This window comes from Streptomyces sp. NPDC057302 (assembly GCF_042667685.1).
Lineage (GTDB): Bacteria > Actinomycetota > Actinomycetes > Streptomycetales > Streptomycetaceae > Streptomyces.
On sequence record NZ_JBHUZJ010000030.1, the window covers coordinates 36,483 to 55,720 of the forward strand.

21 protein-coding genes are annotated in these 19,238 nt (G+C 70.1%); 7 read left to right on the top strand and 14 right to left on the bottom strand.

Annotated features, from left to right (window positions below; all coding sequences use genetic code 11):
* Positions 1–22: 22 nt before the first annotated feature.
* The 3 genes from ACFUPX_RS21585 to ACFUPX_RS21595 are packed head-to-tail and all read right to left on the bottom strand — an operon-like array spanning position 23 to position 2,074.
* Positions 23–988: a YgfZ/GcvT domain-containing protein gene (locus tag ACFUPX_RS21585; RefSeq protein ID WP_383324767.1), complete on the bottom strand. Its 966-nt coding sequence runs from the start codon at positions 986–988 to the stop codon at positions 23–25.
* A 34-nt stretch (positions 989–1,022) separates the two neighbouring features.
* A complete protein-coding gene (locus ACFUPX_RS21590) occupies positions 1,023–1,469 on the bottom strand; it encodes a Fur family transcriptional regulator (protein WP_383324771.1) in 447 nt (148 codons plus the stop codon).
* A 32-nt stretch (positions 1,470–1,501) separates the two neighbouring features.
* Entirely contained in the window at positions 1,502–2,074 is a 573-nt protein-coding gene (locus ACFUPX_RS21595; protein WP_383276180.1) for an FABP family protein, read from the bottom strand.
* A gap of 271 nt (positions 2,075–2,345) precedes the next feature.
* Here ACFUPX_RS21595 and ACFUPX_RS21600 point away from each other — a divergent pair, with 271 nt between their 5' ends.
* On the top strand, positions 2,346–2,708 hold the full coding sequence (locus ACFUPX_RS21600; RefSeq protein ID WP_383324774.1) for a DsrE family protein: 363 nt from the start codon (positions 2,346–2,348) through the stop codon (positions 2,706–2,708).
* Here the strand turns inward: ACFUPX_RS21600 and ACFUPX_RS21605 are convergent.
* The 9 genes from ACFUPX_RS21605 to ACFUPX_RS21645 form a co-directional block, all read right to left on the bottom strand.
* Positions 2,702–2,974, bottom strand: coding sequence for a DUF3099 domain-containing protein (locus ACFUPX_RS21605; protein WP_383324777.1), 273 nt, complete (start codon positions 2,972–2,974; stop codon positions 2,702–2,704). The genes ACFUPX_RS21600 and ACFUPX_RS21605 overlap by 7 nt on opposite strands.
* Positions 2,938–4,659 (bottom strand): IS200/IS605 family accessory protein TnpB-related protein, encoded by a 1,722-nt coding sequence (locus ACFUPX_RS21610; protein WP_383324780.1) that lies wholly within the window; start codon positions 4,657–4,659, stop codon positions 2,938–2,940. The genes ACFUPX_RS21605 and ACFUPX_RS21610 overlap by 37 nt, the downstream gene beginning before the upstream one ends.
* Before the next feature lie 290 nt (positions 4,660–4,949).
* Positions 4,950–5,237 (bottom strand): DUF1416 domain-containing protein, encoded by a 288-nt coding sequence (locus tag ACFUPX_RS21615; RefSeq protein ID WP_160505842.1) that lies wholly within the window; start codon positions 5,235–5,237, stop codon positions 4,950–4,952.
* A 46-nt stretch (positions 5,238–5,283) separates the two neighbouring features.
* Complete coding sequence (locus ACFUPX_RS21620; protein WP_383324783.1) at positions 5,284–6,129, bottom strand: sulfurtransferase; 846 nt, start codon at positions 6,127–6,129, stop codon at positions 5,284–5,286.
* A 161-nt stretch (positions 6,130–6,290) separates the two neighbouring features.
* Positions 6,291–6,371: a putative leader peptide gene (locus ACFUPX_RS21625; protein ID WP_351007875.1), complete on the bottom strand. Its 81-nt coding sequence runs from the start codon at positions 6,369–6,371 to the stop codon at positions 6,291–6,293.
* 214 nt (positions 6,372–6,585) lie between these two features.
* Complete coding sequence (locus ACFUPX_RS21630) at positions 6,586–7,341, bottom strand: DUF2993 domain-containing protein (protein WP_383324786.1); 756 nt, start codon at positions 7,339–7,341, stop codon at positions 6,586–6,588.
* Between the two features lie 125 nt (positions 7,342–7,466).
* Positions 7,467–8,720, bottom strand: a complete 1,254-nt coding sequence (locus ACFUPX_RS21635; protein ID WP_383324789.1) for a hypothetical protein — start codon at positions 8,718–8,720, stop codon at positions 7,467–7,469.
* Positions 8,721–8,728: 8 nt separating this feature from the next.
* Positions 8,729–8,983 carry a MoaD/ThiS family protein gene (locus ACFUPX_RS21640; protein WP_160505846.1) on the bottom strand — a complete coding sequence of 85 codons (255 nt, stop codon included), beginning with the start codon at positions 8,981–8,983 and terminating at the stop codon, positions 8,729–8,731.
* Positions 8,977–9,888 (bottom strand): alpha/beta hydrolase, encoded by a 912-nt coding sequence (locus ACFUPX_RS21645; RefSeq protein ID WP_383324792.1) that lies wholly within the window; start codon positions 9,886–9,888, stop codon positions 8,977–8,979. Before ACFUPX_RS21645 ends, ACFUPX_RS21640 begins: the two co-directional genes overlap by 7 nt.
* A gap of 241 nt (positions 9,889–10,129) precedes the next feature.
* Here ACFUPX_RS21645 and ACFUPX_RS21650 point away from each other — a divergent pair, with 241 nt between their 5' ends.
* The 6 genes from ACFUPX_RS21650 to ACFUPX_RS21675 all read left to right on the top strand — a co-directional run bounded on the left by ACFUPX_RS21650 (position 10,130) and on the right by ACFUPX_RS21675 (position 15,678).
* Positions 10,130–10,978, top strand: coding sequence for a winged-helix domain-containing protein (locus ACFUPX_RS21650; RefSeq protein WP_383324795.1), 849 nt, complete (start codon positions 10,130–10,132; stop codon positions 10,976–10,978).
* A 23-nt stretch (positions 10,979–11,001) separates the two neighbouring features.
* Entirely contained in the window at positions 11,002–12,024 is a 1,023-nt protein-coding gene (locus ACFUPX_RS21655; RefSeq protein WP_383324798.1) for a LacI family DNA-binding transcriptional regulator, read from the top strand.
* 134 nt (positions 12,025–12,158) lie between these two features.
* Entirely contained in the window at positions 12,159–13,178 is a 1,020-nt protein-coding gene (locus ACFUPX_RS21660; RefSeq protein ID WP_383324801.1) for a S1C family serine protease, read from the top strand.
* A gap of 35 nt (positions 13,179–13,213) precedes the next feature.
* Positions 13,214–13,438: a hypothetical protein gene (locus tag ACFUPX_RS21665; RefSeq protein ID WP_383324804.1), complete on the top strand. Its 225-nt coding sequence runs from the start codon at positions 13,214–13,216 to the stop codon at positions 13,436–13,438.
* Between the two features lie 63 nt (positions 13,439–13,501).
* Entirely contained in the window at positions 13,502–14,239 is a 738-nt protein-coding gene (locus ACFUPX_RS21670) for a response regulator transcription factor (protein WP_383324808.1), read from the top strand.
* On the top strand, positions 14,236–15,678 hold the full coding sequence (locus ACFUPX_RS21675) for an ATP-binding protein (RefSeq protein WP_383324811.1): 1,443 nt from the start codon (positions 14,236–14,238) through the stop codon (positions 15,676–15,678). Before ACFUPX_RS21670 ends, ACFUPX_RS21675 begins: the two co-directional genes overlap by 4 nt.
* Before the next feature lie 9 nt (positions 15,679–15,687).
* On the opposite strand, the gene ACFUPX_RS21680 is transcribed toward ACFUPX_RS21675, so the two are convergent.
* The gene (locus ACFUPX_RS21680) at positions 15,688–17,025 is read right to left on the bottom strand and encodes a DUF2993 domain-containing protein (protein ID WP_383324814.1); all 1,338 of its coding nucleotides are present in this window, start codon (positions 17,023–17,025) and stop codon (positions 15,688–15,690) included.
* 97 nt (positions 17,026–17,122) lie between these two features.
* A complete protein-coding gene (locus ACFUPX_RS21685; protein WP_383324817.1) occupies positions 17,123–18,982 on the bottom strand; it encodes a bifunctional metallophosphatase/5'-nucleotidase in 1,860 nt (619 codons plus the stop codon).
* Between the last annotated feature and the right edge of the window lie 256 nt (positions 18,983–19,238).

Consider the following 19,238-nt stretch of genomic DNA (forward strand, 5'->3'; position numbering starts at 1 on the left):
GCCGAGCCCGAATCACCCGGGGCTACGGCTCGACCACGACCTCCTGAGAAGCCGCCACCGCCCCCGCGAGCAGCCCCGCGTCCAGCGGCACGTTCCGCTTCACCAGGGCCAGCGCGATCGGGCCCAGCTCGTGGTGGCGTACGGCCGTCGTGATGAAGCCCAGCTTCCGGCCCTCCTCGCCCTCGGAGGCGAGCCGCAGCTCCGTACCGGCCACCGGCAGGTGCACCTCGCTGCCGTCCAGGTGGAGGAAGACCAGGCGGCGCGGCGGCTTGCCCAGGTTCTGGACGCGGGCGACCGTCTCCTGGCCGCGGTAGCAGCCCTTCTGCAGATGCACCGCCGTGCCGATCCAGCCCAGCTCGTGCGGGATCGTGCGGTGGTCCGTCTCGAAGCCGAGCCGCGGCCGGTGCGCCTCCACGCGCAGCGCCTCGTAGGCGAGGATGCCGATCGCCGGGCCACTCTCGGCCGCGTACGACTCGAGAGAAGCACGCGGCAGGAACAGATCACGCCCGTGCGGCGTCTCGCGTACGACGACACCCTCCGGAACCGCCGCGATCGAACCGGCCGGCAGCCACACGACCCCGAACTCGTCCGTGCGGTCGGCGACTTCGACCCGGTTGAAGAACTTCATGCTCTCCAGATAGGCGACGAGCGCGTCCTGCGTGCCGGGCTCGACGTGCGCCCACACCGTCTCGCCGTCGTCGACGAGATAGAGGGCGTGCTCGATGTGGCCGTTCGCGGAGAGGATCAGCGCCTCGGCGGCCTGCCCGACGGGCAGCTCGGTCACGTGCTGCGTGAGCAGCAGGTGCAGCCAGCTCAGCCGGTCGGGTCCGGAGACGGTGACGACGCCGCGGTGCGAGAGGTCGACGAAACCGGTGCCGTCGGCGAGGGCGCGCTGCTCACGGAACAGATCGCCGTAGTGGGCGGCGACGCCTTCGTCCACGCCCTCGGCGGGGACGGCGCCGGGCAAGGACAGGAGGGGGCTCTTCATGTTCACCCACACTACGACCCGGCAGTGGACGTTCTTATTCCTTGGCGCCCGCGGGAGCCTTGCCGGAGCAGTTCGCACAGCGCCCGAAGATCGCGAAATGCTTCAGATCGGTGTCGAACCCGAACGTGTCCCGCAGCTTCGCGGTGAACTCGGCGGCCACGGAGACATCCGCCTCGATGACGTTCGTACAGTCCCTGCACACCAGGTGGATGTGGTGGTGGCGGTCGGCCAAGTGGTACGTCGGAGCGCCGTGCCCCAGGTGCGCGTGGCTGACCAGACCCAGCTCCTCCAGGAGCTCCAAGGTCCTGTACACCGTGGAAATATTGACCCCCGACGCCGTTTTCCGCACTTGGCAGAGGATGTCGTCGGGGGTCGCGTGCTCAAGGGTGTCGACGGCTTCGAGGACAAGCTGACGCTGCGGCGTCAGGCGGTAGCCGCGCTGTCGCAGGTCGCTCTTCCAGTCGGAATCGGTGCTCGCCACACCGGCCAGTCTAGGCCCACTCGGCGGGCGGCCTACTTGAAGAAGGCGATTCCGTCGTCCGGCAGATCTCCCAGACCCCTGGCCATCTCCGCGACGTCCTCGGGCGAGACGACCTTCTTCAGCTGCGCCGACATGTACGGGCGCAGCGGCACCTCGGGGGTCTGCTTCTCGCCGACCCACATCAGGTCGCCCTTCACGTACCCATACAGGCGCTTGCCGCCGGTGTACGGGCCGGAGGCGGCCGTGCGCGCCACGGCGTCCGTGACGATGTCGATCTGCGGCTTCTGGTCGGCGAGCTCGCCGTACCAGACCTCGACGACGCCGTCGTCGCGCACCATCACGGTCTCGACCTTGCGGTCCTTGTCGATGCGCCAGAAGCCCGACTCGGACTCCAGCGGCTTGACCTTGTTGCCATCGGCGTCGAGCACCCACGTGTGCGAGTGGTACTCGATGAAGTCCCGCCCGTCGTGGGAGAAGGACACTTCCTGGCCGAAATTCGCCTTCTCGGCGCCGGGGAAGTCGGTGACGCCCGCGCCGGCCCAGTTGCCGAGGAGCCAAACGAGGGGCACGAGGTCGGGGTGCAGGTCGGACGGAATCTCGATCATGGGAAGCTCAGGCGATCTCTAGGTGAAGTACGGGCGTACGGGGCTCAGCGCTGACCCTGGTACAGCTTCTTCACGGACAGTCCGGCGAACGCGAGAACGCCGACGCAGACCAGAACCAGCAGGGCGGAGAAGAAGGCCTCAAGCACGGGGTGCTCCTCGGTGAGCTATTGGGGCAGGTATCAGAGCCGCTCCCACTGTAGTCGTGCGCGGCCCGCCTCTCTCTGCGAGGTGGCCTTCCGGGTGGCGTCACCGGTGGCCTTACGATGCGGCCATGGCGAAGAAGCTCGTGATCAAGGTGACCGCAGGGGCCGACGCACCCGAGCGCTGCTCACAGGCGTTCACGGTGGCGGCCGTGGCCGTGGCCAGCGGCGTCGAGGTCTCCCTCTGGCTGACCGGCGAGTCCGCGTGGTTCGCGCTGCCGGGCCGAGCGGCGGAGTTCGAGCTCCCGCACGCGGCCCCGCTCCCCGACCTGATCGACTCGATCGTGGCCGCCGGACGGATCACGCTCTGCACGCAGTGCGCGGCCCGCCGCGAGATCACCGAGAAGGACGTGATCGAGGGAGTGCGGATCGCGGGCGCGCAGGTGTTCGTGCAGGAGGCCATGACGGACGGAACCCAGGCCCTCGTCTACTGAGGCCTACTCCCCGGGGGCCGCCGCTTCCCGTCCAGCTCGTCCCACCACTCGTCGGACTTCGAATCCCCCGAGGGATCGTCCCACCGGTCGTCGGGCCCACGCCGGTTGGCCACCATGGCGGCGACGGGCGGAATCACCATCGCCACGACACACATCCCGACGGCCGCGGGAATGGACCAGAGCCGCACGACGCCCCAGGCCAGGACGAAGAGGCCGATGCAGACCCCCATCATGGCGAAGTAGGCGTGCCGCCTTCGCGCGTACATACATCCAGCGTAAGCCGGAGGACCGCACCCCGTTCCGGTGGCGTCCAACCGTTCCTGGTCGTCAAGTCCTGCGAGATCCCGGATGAGGGATCTCCCCTCGACGGCCCGCCCCGAACGGTCTTGGGCGGGCTTGACCCCTGTCCGGCGCCGTCGGCGCGGCGCATCGTGTACGCCGTCCTCGGGGTGGACTCGGGCCCTGAGCGGGCGGCCGGGGCAGGCTGGAGTGATGACACGGGCGGGCGATGGTCTTCCGTACCGGCCCCGGAATGCGCTCCCACGCACCCGCTGCGGGCGGCTTCCGTCTGCTTGCGGAGTACGGACTTCTCTGCCCTGCGCCGCGCGCCCAAGCCCTGGCCGCGCCTCCCGAGCACGATCGCCGCAGCGTCGTGACGGGACGTCTTGTTCGTTTTCGTACCCGTGGCTTTACGCCAGTGCTGGGCTCCCCAGCGACTGGAGTAGGCCGGATCCACGACGATCACGGCCAGACCCGCCCGATGCGCCATCGCCACCAGCCGGGCGGCGAACTTCGCCGTCGGCATACCCGATACAAGAGCCCGGAATCGTCGCCCGCCGCGCCCTGTCCAACCGCACGTTTCACGGCCGGTGTCGAATCCCAGATCCTCAACGACCAGGGCTGTGGCCCCGACGCCCTTGGCATGGCGGATCAGAGTGCTGCAGGCCTGCCGGATCTGGGCATCGCGCCTCTGGGTGCTGCCGCGGTAGTCGACCGCGACGCGTTCAGGACGACCCACCGGGTTGCCATGGGTGTCGAGGCGCCAGGCGGCGAGATGGTCGGCGTTGTGATCGACGCCGACCACCCCGCCGGCCAGAGCCGACTTCATCATCTGCTCCCCGTCCGTCCCCGCCGGTAGCCGGGCACGGCGGGGCACGAAGGCGGCGGTGAGGAAGCAGCGGTCGGCATCAAAACGGATCGTGTAGCCCACGCTCCGGTGTGCGGTGACGTGTGAGCGCCATTCGGCGTCGCGGTACGCGAAGGCGCAGGTGGCGTCCAGTCGATAGCGACCGAACCGATCGCAGTACGCGGCGTGGCGAGCTGCTTGCTCGGGCGGCAACTTGATCAGCACCGTTCCCTCCGGGCTGATCTGGATCGACTGGTTGCCGAAGGTCTTGCCCGACTCCCCGTCGGCCTCGATCCGAGTCCGCGCATCCCGCCAGCCCTGCCTCCACCGGGTCAGGTCGATACCGGCCTCGTCCAGGTGCAGGCGGTTGCGCAACAGTCCCTTCCCGCCGCGCACCACGTGCACCCTGCCCGCCGCGAGATCGACAGCGACCCGGGCGGCGAGTGCGCTCAGATGCTGGAGGCGCTGCTGCTTGGCAGCCCGTACCTGCTGTGTCGGATAGCCCCGGGTGCGGCCGGCCGCGTCACAGGACGCCACCGGAACCGCCAGCCGCCCCTCGATCGAGGCGATCGCTGCGGAAAGCTGTTGCAGGTGAGCGGCCTGACCACGGCGCGCAAGCGCCCACTGTTCGTTGGTGCGCCGGACGATCGTCCCCGCCCATCGCGAGGAAGTCAGAGCGGTCAGCTCTCGCTTACGACGTGCGAAATCCGCAGCCGACTGGTCCTCGCCCAAGAGCGCCCGCTCGGCCAGATCCCGCACGGCCAGCTCCGACAGCAGGTCGCCCAGTTCACGCAGGACCGACTCGTCACGCTCGGAGAGCCGCAACCGGGTCCGTACCGCCACTCCGGGGGAAGGAGCCGCCAAGCGGGGCGGCGCAAGAACACGCAAGCCGGAGGGAGACCGCTCCACCACGCCCTCCCTCCTGTACGTCCGTCGAACAGGTCAACGAACTGCGGGAGAGAAGGTCACTCTGGTGGCCCAACGCGTTCTGGTGCTGAAACGGCACGAAGGGCCGCGTCCCGGATACGGAAGCGTCCAACCCCCAGGGATGCGGCCCTCGGCCGTCACATGCGCCTCACCGCGCCTGCGGAGCAGGGCGAGAGGCGCATGACGAACTAGACCGCGATCGCGACCTCCGCAAGGCCGCCCGTCTGGGCCACGACCGTGCGGTCGGCGGTGCCGCCCGGGATCAGGGCGCGCAGCGTCCACGTGCCCTCGGCCGCGTAGAAGCGGAACTGGCCGGTTGCCGAGGTGGGGACCTCGGCGGTGAACTCGCCGGTCGAGTCGAGCAGGCGTACGTAGCCGCTGACGGGTTCGCCGTCGCGGGTCACCTGGCCCTGGATGGTGGTCTCGCCGGGCTTGATCGTCGAGGCGTCGGGTCCGCCGGCCTTCGCTCCACACATATGCGTTCGTCCTTAGCTGGTCACTGCGGGGTTCGGGGAGGGGGTGCTACTTGTTGGCGCCGAGCTCGATCGGGACGCCGACGAGGGAGCCGTACTCGGTCCAGGAGCCGTCGTAGTTCTTGACGTTGGTCTGGCCGAGCAGCTCGTGCAGGACGAACCAGGTGAGCGCCGAGCGCTCACCGATGCGGCAGTAGGCGATGGTGTCCTTGGCCAGGTCGACCTGCTCGTCCTCGTAGAGGGCCTTGAGCTCGTCGTCCGACTTGAAGGTGCCGTCGTCGTTGGCGTTCTTCGACCACGGGATGTTGCGCGCGGACGGGACGTGGCCCGGACGCTGCGACTGCTCCTGCGGCAGGTGCGCGGGGGCGAGCAGCTTGCCGCTGAACTCGTCGGGCGAGCGCACGTCGACCAGGTTCTGGGCGCCGATCGCGGAGACGACGTCGTCGCGGAAGGCGCGGATCGAGGTGTCCTGGGGCTTGGCCTTGTACGAGGTGGCCGGGCGGCTGGGGACCTCGGAGCCGTCGACCAGGTCGCGGGAGTCGAGCTCCCACTTCTTGCGGCCGCCGTCGAGGAGCTTCACGTCCTGGTGGCCGTAGAGCTTGAAGTACCAGAAGGCGTAGGACGCGAACCAGTTGTTGTTGCCGCCGTAGAGGACGACGGTGGTGTCGTTCGCGATGCCCTTGCCGGAGAGGAGCTTCTCGAAGCCCTCCTGGTCGACGAAGTCGCGGCGGACCGGGTCCTGGAGGTCGTCGGTCCAGTCGATGCGGATCGCGTTCTTGATGTGGTTCTTGTCGTACGCGGAGGTGTCTTCGTCGACCTCGACGATGGCGACCTTCGGGTCGTCGATGTGGGCCTCGACCCAGTCGGCGTCTACCAGGACATCGCTGCGGCTCATACTTCTTCTCCTCCGGGGCAGTTGCGGCGGGGCTGTGGTGCTTTGCGAGGGGATGCCGGGCACGGGCTGTGATGGCGCGGGTGCGTCGAGTCGCTGCGTACGCGGCACGGGTGGCCCTGACGAGGTCAACGGGCCGGGGGATACGGGAGTCGGAGTCCCGCTCAGAAGGTGCGACAGAGCATGGCGGCGACGCGGCACAGGTCTACTGCCCGCCGCTTCGTGAGGTCCGCCTGTCGCTGCATGCGTCCGATCGTAAGGACGCGAGGCCCGCCGTGTCACCGGCGTGTCGAATGATGAGACGGGATCATCCACGATGCGGGATGAGGGGAACGGTGAGGGTACGAGGAAGCCGTCCACGCGGGGGCGGAGGGTGGCGTTCCCCTCGCCGCATCCATCGCGCGGACGGCTCTGTCTCGTACTTCGGTACGGCCGCTCTGCGGGGCGGCCTCGGGCGGCTCAGCCCGCCAGTTTTACGTTCGCGCCCTTGACCGAGACGTCCACGCCGTCCTCGGCCGGCGTCACCTCGTCGATCTTGATGCCGCCCGGCAGCCCGCCGACCTTCTCCTCGAAGTCGGTCACGTCGCGGACCAGCCCCTCGGGCAGGGGGATCGATACGCCCATGACCTCGAACTTCTTCGGGATCTCGTCGGCGTTCACCTTGATCGTGTCGTTCTCGACCTTGACCGAGCTCAGCACGTGCACCGGCTTGGGCAGCTTCGTGCCGCCCTTGCTCACCTCGACCTCGACCTTGATCTTGCCGTTGCCGCCGTCCGAGAGCCCGACGACCTTGCCGGTGGCGCCGAGCGGCAGCTCGACCGGCGGCTCGCCCTGCGCCTCCTTGAGCAGCTCGTCGTACGAGATCCGGGCCGTGCCGGTGGCCTTCTCGGCGGTGGCGGAGCTGTAGTCGCCGGAGAACTCGACGCCCTGCATCCGGGCGTTCAGATCGGCGATGCGGATCTTGTCGGAGCCGGAGGTGGCTTCGTAGTCCTGGATGCCGATCTCGACGTCGTCGAGCGTGCCGCCCGCGACCTGCGTCAGGAAGGGAAAGCCCTTGATGGAGACGTCGGGCTTCTCGCCGAGCCCCTCGCTGGTACGCAGCTTCTCCGCCACCTCGTCCTCCGCGAAGCCCACCGCGAGGCGGTCGGCGCCCACGCAGAGGCCCCCCAGGATCACGACCGTGGTCAGAAGTATTCGTACGGCGCGCTTGCTCATGTCCGGTGTTCCCCCACCTTGTCCCCCGACTCAACTGACGTGTGCCGCGAGCCTAAAGGACAGGTCCCCGGCGGGAGAGCCCGGCCGGGGACCTGTCGATCAGCTGTGACGATCAGCTGGAGCCGTCAGCCGATGGCACGCCCGAGGACGTAGACGGCCGGGGCGGCCGCCGCGAGGGGCAGGGCGACGCCCGCCGTCATGTGCACGAAGCGGGACGGATAGTCGTAGCTGGCCACCCGGTGGCCGATCAGCGCGCAGACGCCGGCGCCCAGGCCCAGCAGCGCGCCCTTGTTGCCGAAGTCCGTCGTGCCGCCGACGGCGATGCCCGCTCCGGCCGCCGCGAGCAGCGCGACGACGACGGAGGCGGGCGTCGGCAGGGGCAGCGCGCGGGCGATCACGGCGACGGCGACAGCGACGGCGCCCACCGTCACGGCCTCGTCCGACGCCGCGAGGTGCCCGGTGGCGATGATCGCGAGCGCGGCGGACACGACGGTCGCCATCAGCCCGGACATCCGCTCGTCGGCGGACGCGCGGCTGCGCAGCTGCAGGACGAGCACGAGCAGCACCCATACGCCCAGGGTGCCGAGGATCGCGGCGGGCGCGTGCGCCTTGCCGGTGACGAGCAGCGCGATGTCGGCGACGACACCGCCCATGAAGGCGAGCGCGATGCCCTGGCGGGCGGGCCACATCCCGTTGAGCCGGAACCATCCGGCGGCGGTGACGGCCTGGAGGACGATCAGCGGTACCAGGAGCGCGTACTGCCCTACGGCGGCCGTGCCCGCAAGCAGCAGCCCGAGGAGGGCGGTCAGCGCGGCGGGCTGGATCCCCGGCTCTATGATCGGCGACCGCCCTTCGGCACGCGCGCGCTGGGCGTCGGTGACGCGGGGGTTGCCGGTGGTGGTGGCGGGGCCGTAGGTGGCGGAGCCCTCGGCTTCGGGGGCGGGGTCGGGCTCGCGCTCTGCCCTGGGCGGGCCCGCGTGGGCGCCGACGCGGCCGGGTGCCGGAGACGCCGGAGACGCCGGATGGCCGTAGGCCTGCGGGGGCAGGTACGCGGTGTCGGTCACGTCCACCACGGGTGAGGGCTGGACCTGTGTGTCCCAGGTCTGCCCCTCCCACTGCTGGGTGTACGAGGCTTCCTGGCCGTACGGCTGTTGCTGCTGCGGCGGCGGGTAAGCCTGCTGGGCGGGGTACTGGTCCTGCTGGGCGGGGTATTGGTACTGCGGCTCAGCGGGGTACCCCTGTTGCTGCTCCGGAGCGTAGGGCTGCTGCTGCTCGGGAGCGTAGGGCTGTTGCTGCTGCTCGGGGGCAGGGGGATATTCCTGGCGGTAGGGGTCGTAGTCCCCGTACCCGTCGTACCCCTCGTAACGCGGATCGCTCATATCGCTGCTCACCCTCCTGCGAACGGCGGGAGCACCTCGACCGTGCCGCCCTCGGCCAGCCGTACCGTCTCATGCCCACGGGTACCCACGGGGTCGCCGTCGATGAGGAACGAGCATCGCCGCAGTACACGGACCAGCTCACCGGGGTGTCGCTCGCGTGCCGCGTCCAGCGCCTCGGCGAGCGTCGTCGCGGCGTACGGCTCCTCCGCGACGCCTGCGGCTGCTTTGGCCGCGGCCCAGTAGCGAATGGTGCCGTTCACCACGGCAGCTCCTCTCCTTCGGCGGTCGCCGGTCCTTCGGCGGTCGCCGGTCCTTCGGCGGTTGCCGACGTCCATGATGCCGTGGCCCACTCGGCGATCCGACCGAGCAGGGCGTCGTCCGCCGCGTTCTCCGCGTGCCCCATCCCCGCTTCCAGCCAGAGCTCGGCCCCGCCCCGTGCGGCGGCGGCCAGCATCCGGGGGTGGTCCACGGGGAAGTACGGGTCCCGGTCGCCGTGCACGATCAGGAGCGGCGTGGGCGCGATCAGCGGGACCGACTCCACCGGCGACAGGGGGACGGGGTCCCACTCGTGCGGGTGGATTCGCGTGCCGAGGCCCAGCCGGCCCACCACACGCCCCAGGGGCCGCGTCACCACCCAGTGCAGCCGCCGCATCGGCGCCGTCCCCCGGTAGAACCAACGGGCGGGAGCGCTCACGGCGACCACCGCGTCAACCCGCGCTTCCGTGCGCCCCCCGTGCGCGGTACCGGCGAGGGCCGCGTGCCGGAGCACCACGGAGCCGCCCATCGAGAAGCCCACGGTCACCACCCGCGCATGGCCGAGCGACCGCGCCCACTCCACCGCGGCCGCCAGATCGAGCACCTCGCGGTCGCCGACCGTGGAGAGCCCGCCGGACACTCCGTGGCCCCGGAAAGAGAACGTGATCACGGCCGCACGCTGGGCGAAGACACCCGCGGCGCGGCGCACGTGCGGTCGGTCGACGCCGCCCGTGAAGCCGTGCGCGAGCACGATCGCGAGCTCACCCGCGGGGTCGGGCCCTGGGTCGTACGCAGCGTCGATGTCGACTCCGTCCTGTGTACGCAGCGTTGCGCGCCGTTGAACGTGAGACGGAGTGCGAGTGATCGGCGGCACAGAAGATCCCGCCGCTCGACCTGCCGAACCGGAAGTCATGTGGGCTATTCTCCTTGGCAGAGGATCCGGGCAGCGAAGCCCCCGGGTCCTTTCGTGCTTTCTGCACCGCACGTGGGGCTCCCAGGGCGCGGGGTCCCCGCCGCAGATCGCAGCACGGCAGAACCGCGGGAATCAGTACGAAGCAGTGCCGTAAACGTCCTCGCAGGGACCGAGGAGGAACCGACGTTATGGGCGAGCGAACCGTGCACAACCGTAAGACGACCCAGGCAGGTGGGCGGCGATGAGTTCTCTGCTGCTCCTTACCAATGCCCTTCAACCGTCGACGGAGGTGCTTCCCGCCCTCGGCCTGCTGCTGCACAACGTGCGGGTGGCCCCCGCCGAAGGCCCGGCCCTCGTCGACACCCCTGGTGCCGACGTCATCCTGATCGACGGCCGCCGTGACCTCCCGCAGGTCCGCAGCCTCTGCCAGCTCCTCCGCTCCACGGGACCCGGCTGTCCGCTCGTCCTCGTCGTCACGGAGGGCGGCCTCGCGGCCGTCACCGCCGACTGGGGCATCGACGACGTGCTCCTGGACACCGCGGGGCCCGCCGAGGTCGAGGCGCGGCTGCGGCTCGCGACGGGCCGCCAGTCGATCACCGCGGACGACTCCCCCATGGAGATCCGCAACGGCCCTCTCTCCGTGGACGAGGCGACGTACAGCGCGAAGCTGAAGGGCCGGGTCCTGGACCTGACCTTCAAGGAGTTCGAGCTGCTCAAGTACCTGGCGCAGCACCCCGGGCGCGTCTTCACGCGGGCCCAGCTGCTCCAGGAGGTCTGGGGCTACGACTACTTCGGCGGTACGCGCACGGTCGACGTCCACGTACGTCGCCTTCGCGCGAAGCTCGGTGTCGAGCACGAGTCGCTCATCGGCACCGTCCGGAATGTCGGCTACCGCTTCGTGACCCCGGAGAAGGTCGAACGTGCGACCGACACGGCGAAGGCGAAGGCGGCGACCCCGCCGGCCGAGGGCGAGCACAGGGAGCTCCCGAAGCGGGACGCGGCACCCGCCGCGTCCACGTCGAACTCGGCACCGGCCCCGGCGTCGAACTCCGCTCCGAAGGAAGCTGCCGTACGCCCTGCCCAGCGGTAGTTCCATCCGCGTAGACTCCGCGCGTGGCCAAGGTGACTCGGGATGACGTGGCGCGACTTGCGGGTACTTCCACCGCCGTCGTCAGCTATGTCATCAACAACGGACCTAGGCCGGTTGCCCCGGCCACGCGCGAGCGTGTACTCGCCGCGATCAAAGAGTTGGGGTACCGGCCCGACCGGGTCGCCCAGGCCATGGCGTCGAGGCGGACAGACCTCATAGGCATGATCGTGCCGGACGCGCGCCAGCCGTTCTTCGCGGAGATGACGCATGCCGTGGAGCAGGCGGCGTCCGAGCGCGGAAAAATGGTGCTCGTCGGCAACACGGACTACGTGGACGAGCGCGAGGCCCACTATCTGCGGGCCTTCCTCGGCATGCGGGTCTCCGGGCTCATCCTCGTCAGCCACGGCCTGACCGATTCGGCCGCCGCCGAGATCGACGCGTGGGACGCCCGGGTCGTGCTCCTGCACGAGCGGCCCGAGGCGATCGACGATGTCGCCGTCGTCACGGACGACCTGGGCGGCGCGCAGCTGGCCACGCGGCACCTCCTCGAACACGGCCATGAGTACGTGGCGTGCGTCGGCGGCACCGCGGAGACCCCGACCGTCGGCGACCCCGTCTCCGACCACGTCGAGGGGTGGCGGCGGGCCATGCAGGAGGCCGGGCTCTCGGTGGAGGGGCGGCTCTTCGAAGCCCCGTACAACCGCTACGACGCCTATCAGATGGCGCTCGAACTGCTGGCCAGACCCGACCGGCCGACGGCGATCTTCTGCTCCACCGACGACCAGGCGATCGGCATCCTGCGGGCCGCGCGGGAGCTGCGCATCGACGTGCCCGGCGGACTGGCCGTCGCGGGCTTCGACGACGTCAAGGAGGCGGGCCTCACGGATCCGCCGCTGACGACGGTGGCGTCGGACCGCCCCGCGATGGCCCGCGCCGCGGTGGACCTCGTCCTGGACGACGGGCTCCGGGTGGCGGGCTCGCGCCGGGAGCGGCTGAAGCTGTTCCCCTCGCGCCTCGTGGTCCGGCAGTCCTGCGGCTGCGCCTGACTTCTGGCCTCTGGCCTCTGGCCTCTAACTGCCGACCTTTACACCGGCGCCCTTATATGGGGCATACGAGGTTCTACCGGTGTTCTCAGGGCGTACTCAGCCGCCTCTCATGAACGCCGCGCAGCCTAGAACCCATGACCGAGACCTTCCGCCACAGCGGCGAGTACCCCCAGCAGCAGCAGTCGTCAGCGCCTGTTCACCATGGCGGTACGCAGGGCGCGTACCCGCCCCCGCCCGCTTACGCACCGGAGGAGCCGCAGAAGCACCGGCGCCGGGCTCGGGGCCCCCTGGCCCTGCTCGCCGCCGTCGCCATCGCGGCAGCGGCGGTGGGCGGCGGCACCGCCTACGCGTTCCAGGAGCTGACCGGCAAGGACGGCTCGTCCAGCAGCGCCACCAACACGAACGTCGTGCCCACCAGCCAGAAGGGCACCGTCTCCGGCGTCGCCGAGGCGGTCAGCCCCAGCATCGTGGAGATCAGCGCGAAGTCCAGCGCGGGTGAGGCCACCGGCTCGGGCGTGATCATCACCGGTGACGGCGAGATCATCACCAACAACCACGTGATCTCCGGCGCCTCCTCCGTGAAGGTGAAGACGAACGACGGCAAGACGTACACCGCCAAGGTCGTCGGCACCGACAGCAAGAAGGACCTGGCGCTGATCAAGCTCCAGGGCGCCTCCGGCCTCAAGGCCGCGAGCCTCGGCAACTCCGACAACGTCAAGATCGGCGACGACGTCGTGGCGATCGGCTCCCCCGAGGGCCTGACCGGCACCGTCACCAGCGGCATCGTCTCCGCCCTCGACCGGGACGTCACCGTGTCGACCGACGAGGACCAGGGACAGCAGCAACAGCAGCAGGGCGGCGGAAACTGGCCGTTCGAGTACGGCGGCGAGCAGTTCAACGGCGACACCGGGTCGTCGAAGACCACGTACAAGGCCCTCCAGACCGACGCCTCGCTCAACCCCGGCAACTCCGGCGGCGCGCTCATCGACATGAACGGCAACATCATCGGCATCAACTCCGCGATGTACGCGCCCAGTTCGTCGCAGAGCGGCAGCGAGTCGAGCTCGGGAGGCAGCGTCGGCCTCGGCTTCGCAATCCCGGTCAACACGGTCAAGGCCGACCTCGACACCCTGCGGGCCGGCTCCACCGACTGACCCCGACCACACCCCCGCAGAGCCTGGAGGCCGTCATGTCCGCAACCCTGATCACCGTCAACCGCGCCCGGCACGCGCTCGCCGCCACCATCGGCTGGGGCGGCGTGCCCGACACGGATCCGGCGGGGCTCGGCCTCCCCCTCGCCGTGGCCGGGGAGCTGCACGGCGCCTCGGCGGCCCGTGCCCCCGAAGTGGCCACGGCCCAGGCAGCATCCCGGCCCGCCGCGCGCCGCAAGCCCCGCGCGCGCGTGCGAGGCTGATACCGCCCCCGTCCGACCCGTGCTCCGACGCGCCGGACCCGTACTCGAGGAAGTCACACGCCGATGAGCCCCGCCGAAGGCGAGCAGCAGCAGCGCATCCTGATCGTCGACGACGAGCCCGCCGTGCGGGAGGCACTGCAGCGCAGTCTCGCCTTCGAGGGGTACGGCACGGAGGTCGCCGTCGACGGCGCCGACGCGCTGGAGAAGGCGGCGGCCTACCGCCCCGACCTCGTCGTCCTCGACATCCAGATGCCCCGCATGGACGGCCTCACCGCCGCCCGCCGACTCCGCTCGACCGGCTCCCTGACGCCCATCCTGATGCTCACCGCGCGTGACACGGTCGGCGACCGGGTCACGGGGCTCGACGCGGGCGCCGACGACTACCTGGTCAAGCCGTTCGAACTGGACGAGCTCTTCGCCCGGATCCGGGCCCTGCTGCGCCGCAGTTCGTACGCCGCCGGGGCGGGGCAGGCCGAGGAGGGCGACACGCTCGCCTTCGGCGACCTGCGGATGGACCTGGCGACGCGGGAGGTCATGCGGGGGGCGAGGACCGTGGAGCTGACCCGCACGGAATTCACCTTGCTGGAGATGTTCCTCGCGCACCCGCGTCAGGTCCTGACCCGGGAGCAGATCCTGAAGGCGGTCTGGGGCTTCGACTTCGAGCCGTCCTCCAACTCCCTGGACGTGTACGTCATGTACTTGCGCCGCAAGACGGAGGCGGGGGGCGAGCCTCGGCTTGTTCATACGGTGCGGGGTGTGGGGTACGTGTTGCGGCCGGGGTCCGCCGGGGGCGGCGAGTGAAGGGGCTCGTCCGGCGCTTCCGGGCGCTGCCGCTCCGGTCGCGCCTGGCCATGCTGGTGGCCACGGCGGTGGCGCTCGCGGTGGCGGCCGCCGCGGTCGTGTGCTGGTTCGTGGTGCGCACCGCGCTGGTCAACTCGCTGGACGAAGCGCTGAGTTCCAACCGCGTGCCGGATCAGCTCGTGCTCAGCCTGATCGACGGGAGCGGGCAGTGCCGCCATGCGTCGGTCATCAGCAACCAGCAGAACGACCCGAACCCATTCAAGTCGACGGTCCAGGTGGTCGACCGCAAGGGCAACAGCTGCGTCATCTCCGGCAAGCAGTCCATCGAGGTCTCCCCCGAGGACATCAATGTCGCCGATCGCGCCTCCACCCAGGCGATCCACACCGCCACGGCGTCGAACGGCGCCAAGTACCGCGTCCTCACCTATCCCCTGGACGGACAGCCCCTCGCGGTCTCCGTGGCCCGGCCGCTCAGTGAGGTCGACGACACCCTGGGCAACCTCGTCCTCGTACTCGTCCTCGTCGCCGGCATCGGCGTACTGGGCGCAGGCGCCGCAGGCCTCTGGGTGGCCCGAACCGGGCTTCGCCCGGTGGACGAGCTCACCGCGGCCGTGGAGCACGTGGCCCGCACCGAGGACCTGGATCTGCGGATCCCCGCCGAGGGAGACGACGAGATCGCCCGCCTCTCGCGCTCCTTCAACTCCATGACCGCCTCCCTCGCCTCGTCCCGCGACCTCCAGCAGCAGCTCATCGCCGACGCGGGTCACGAGCTGCGCACCCCGCTCACCTCGCTGCGTACGAACATCGAGCTGCTCGCCCGCAGCGAGGACACCGGCCGGGCCATCCCGCCCGACGACCGCAAGGCCCTGCTCGCCTCCGTGACGGCGCAGATGACCGAACTCGCCTCGCTGATCGGCGACTTGCAGGAGCTGTCGCGCACGGACAGCGGACTGGGCGGGAAGGTGCAGGTCATCGCCCTGCACGAGGTGGTGGAGACCGCCCTGGAGCGGGCGCGGCTGCGCGGGCCCGAGCTGACGTTCGCCGCGGACCTCGCCCCCTGGTACGTACGCGCGGAGCCCGCGGCCCTGGAGCGGGCCATCGTGAACGTCCTGGACAACGCGGTGAAGTTCGGGCCCCCCGGCTCCACCATCGAGGTGGCCCTGAAGGGCGGCGCGCTGACCGTCCGCGATCACGGCCCCGGCATCCCCGACGACGAACTCCCGCACGTCTTCGACCGGTTCTGGCGTTCGCCGTCGGCCCGCAGTCTCCCCGGATCGGGCCTCGGCCTGTCCATCGTGGCCCGCACCGTGCACCAGTCGGGCGGGGAGGTGGCGCTCACGGACGCGCAGGGCGGCGGGACGGTGGCGACGGTCAGCCTGCCCGGAGCGCCGACCCCGCCCCCCCACGGCGTGAACCCGGCCGCCCTGCCCACGGCGTGAGCCCGCCGCCTACTTGCCGATGCTGAGCCCCGTACCCGTGAGCCGCACCCGGATGCCGTCCTTCTGCACGCTCACGTCCCTCAGCCACACGTGCCCGTCCCCCGGCAGCTTCGGCAGCTGGAAGGCAAGCGTGAGGCGGTCGGTGAGCACGGGGCGCGTGAGCTGGGAGAGGCCCTTGAGGAGCGCCGGGTCAAGGCCCAGCTTCTTCAGGAGCTCGGGGTGGCCCATCGCGACGTCGATGAGGTTCAGGCCCATCACGTCGTTGATGAAGCGCGGCGAGCCCACGAGGTCGTGCAGCTTGGTGTCGCTCTTGAGGGCGCCGCTGACCACGGAGTCCGGGACGCCGAGCCGCTTGACGATCGACGGCACGGAGAGCAGCGCCTTCGCCTTGGCGGTCTCCTCGGCGAGCCGGTCCGCGGACTTCTTGCTGAGGTGCAGGCCCTCGGACTCGCGGGCGCCGGGCCGGTAGGTCGCCAGGTCGCCGATCTGCAGGCTCATCCTGCCGATGTCGGTGGAGATGCCGCGGTCGCCGTTGCGCTGGATGCGGGCGTCGGCGCGCAGCTTCAGGTCGTGGCCCGCGACGGGCAGCGTCCCGCGGGCGAGCACCTGGTCGTGGCCGTGGCCGGAGAACGTGACCTGGGACGCGCCCAGTTCACGGTTCAGGTCGTCGAAGGAGAGCTGCACCTCGCCGTTCATCTCGGAGATGAGGGCGCCCTTGATGTCGGTGGGCCCGTCGCCGGTGATCTTCACGTCGTTGGCGGTGGCGGAGACCTGGGCGAGCGAGATCCGGTCGGCGGCGACGTCCGGGACGGTGACCTTGACCTTGTCCACGCGCTTGTCGACGACCTGGGTAAGGAAGGGGAAGCCCTCGATGTCGACCTCGGGGGTGGCGCTCAGGTGCATCGAGTCCTTGAGCTTCTCCGCGGCCTCGTGCTCGGCGTAGAGCAGGGCCCAGCGGTCACCGAGGCCGAGGAAGGCGGTGGCGACCAGGAGGGCGACGACGGCCTTCGCGGCGAGCGGGAGCCCGGCGAACCGGGTGCGGCGCCGGCCGCGTCCGCGGTTGCCGCGGCGGTGGTTCGGAGGCTGCCACGGAGCGTCCGGCTTGTCGGCTTCGTCCTCGTCCACCTCGTGGAGGAATTCCTCCAGCGGGTTCGGCGTGGCGAGGGCGCCGAGCTCGTCGTACGGGTTGAGCGGGGCGGTCGTCTCCGTCGGCGTTTCACGCGTTTCCGCAGCTGGGGACGGTGCCGCGGAGGTTTCGTGGGGGACTGACTCGGCGTGCCAACCATCAGACGGATAAGCCTGGTTGTGATCGGGCGGAAGCGTGGCTATGCGGTGGGGGGAACGCATCAGCTGAGTTCACCATACGTTCACACCCCACCCCAAGCCTCACGCCCGGTAACAGCCGATTTCGGCCGCTTACTGAGTACGTGAGTTAACGCATCATTCACTTCACCACGGTGATCCTGTCCGCCTTGGGCGGAGCGATCGGCTTGTCCGCCGAGGAGTTGGCGGTCAGGTAGTCGTTGAACGCCTTCAGGTCGTCGCTGCCGACCAGCGGCTTCTGGCCCTTGCCCAGCTCGGCGAAGCCGTCGCCGCCGCCCGCGAGGAAGGCGTTCATGGCCACACGGTACGTGGCGGCCGGATCGATCGCCTTGCCGCCCAGCTTGATCGAGTCCGTGACGACGCGATCGGCGCCGGACTTCGTCATGTCGAGCGTGTACGTCAGGCCGTCCGAGACCTGAAGGATCTTCGGGGACGCCTCGTTCGACCCGCTGACCTGCTGCTTCAGCCCGGTGATCAGCTGCGCGCCGGTCAGGTCGACGAGATTGACCGTGTTGCTGAACGGCTGCACGGTGAAGCCCTCGCCGTACGTCACCACGCCGTCGCCCTCGCTCCCGCTCGCCTTGTGGACGAGGTCGGAGCGGATGCCGCCGGGGTTCATCAGCGCCAGATCCGTCTCGGGGTCGAGCGACTTGCCGTGCGCGAGCTGCGCGTCCGCGATCAGGTCGCCGAGCGGAGCCTCAAGGGCTCCGGCGCCACGGCCCGGGATGTCGGCGGAGATGAAACCGACCGGTTCGTTGGCGACGGGGGCGGCCAGCTTGTCCCAGCGGGAGATGAGCGAGGTCATGTCGGGAGCCTTCGCCTGCTCACGGCTGACGACGTGGTTCGCCGACTTCACGGCCTTCCCGGACTCCCCGGACTTCCCGGACTTCCCGGACTTCACCGACGTACGGACGATGTCCTTGGTCTTGCGGTCGTACGTGAGCGTCGTGTCCGTGTAGAGCTTCCCGAAGGACGAGGCGGACGTGACCATGCGGGGCTTGCCCGCCGGGTCCGGGATGGTGCAGACGTACGCGGAGTGCGTGTGCCCGGTGACCATGGCGTCGACCTTGGGCGTGATGCCCTTGGCGATGGTGGTGATCGGTCCCGAGATGCCGTCGCCCGCGCCCGGGGCGTCGCAGTCGTAGTTGTAGCTCTGCGAGGCGGGGGCGCCGCCCTCGTGGATGAGCGTGACGATCGACTTCACGCCCTGCTTGTCGAGGATCTTGGCGTACTTGTTGACCGTCTCGATCTCGTCGTGGAACTTGAGCCCCTTGACGCCGTCGGCGGAGACGATGTCGGGCGTGCCCTCCAGCGTGACGCCGATGAAGCCGACCTTCACGCCCTTGTGCTTCCACACCCAGTAGGGCTTGAGGATGGGCTTGCCCGTCTTCTCGTCGGTCACGTTCGCCGCGAGGTAGGGGTAGTCCGCACCCTTGAACTTCTTGCCCTTCTCGAAGCAGCCGTCCTTGGGGTGACAGCCGCCCTTCTGCATGCGGGCCAGCTCCTTGGCCCCCTCGTCGAACTCGTGGTTCCCGACGCTGGTGACGTCGAGGTCGAGCTTGTTCATCGCCTCGACCGTCGGCTCGTCGTGGAACAGGCCGGACAGGAGCGGGCTCGCGCCTATCAGGTCACCGGCCGCGGCCGTGACGCTGTAGGGGTTGCCCTTGCGGGCCGTACGAAGAGACGTGGCGAGGTACTCGGCGCCGCCCGCGTCGATCTTCTTCTCGGTCCCGTCGGCCTGCTTCTCGGTCACCTGCCCCGACGATCCGGCCGGCGGCTGCAGATTGCCGTGGAAGTCGTTGAAGGACAGCAGCTGCACGTCGACGGTCCGCTTCTTGCCCGCCGCACCCGCCGCACCCTCCTGCCCGGCGCTCGCGGGCAGCGCGGCGGCCAGCGCACCAAGCGTGGCGAGACCGGCCGCGGCGGCGAGCACCCGGGCTGCTCGGCGTCTGGGCCGACGTGGCTGAGGAGTGGCTGGCACATGTCCCCCTGGGAGAGGTATGAGACGGCTGAGGGTGGTGAAACTCCGCGCAGCCTAAGGTCAACGCGCGTAGCGCGACAGGGGGTTACGGGTCACGAGGTGGTTGCCGTCGAGGGCTTTGCGGACACTTCGGACAAGTGTGACGGCGTACGGGGGTGAAGTCGGCCGGGGGCGGTGACAAGGGCTCGTACGCCGTCGTGCGCTCTCCCGCGGGCCGCGAGTACGTCGGTGATCTGCTGCTCGCCCTGCCACCGCC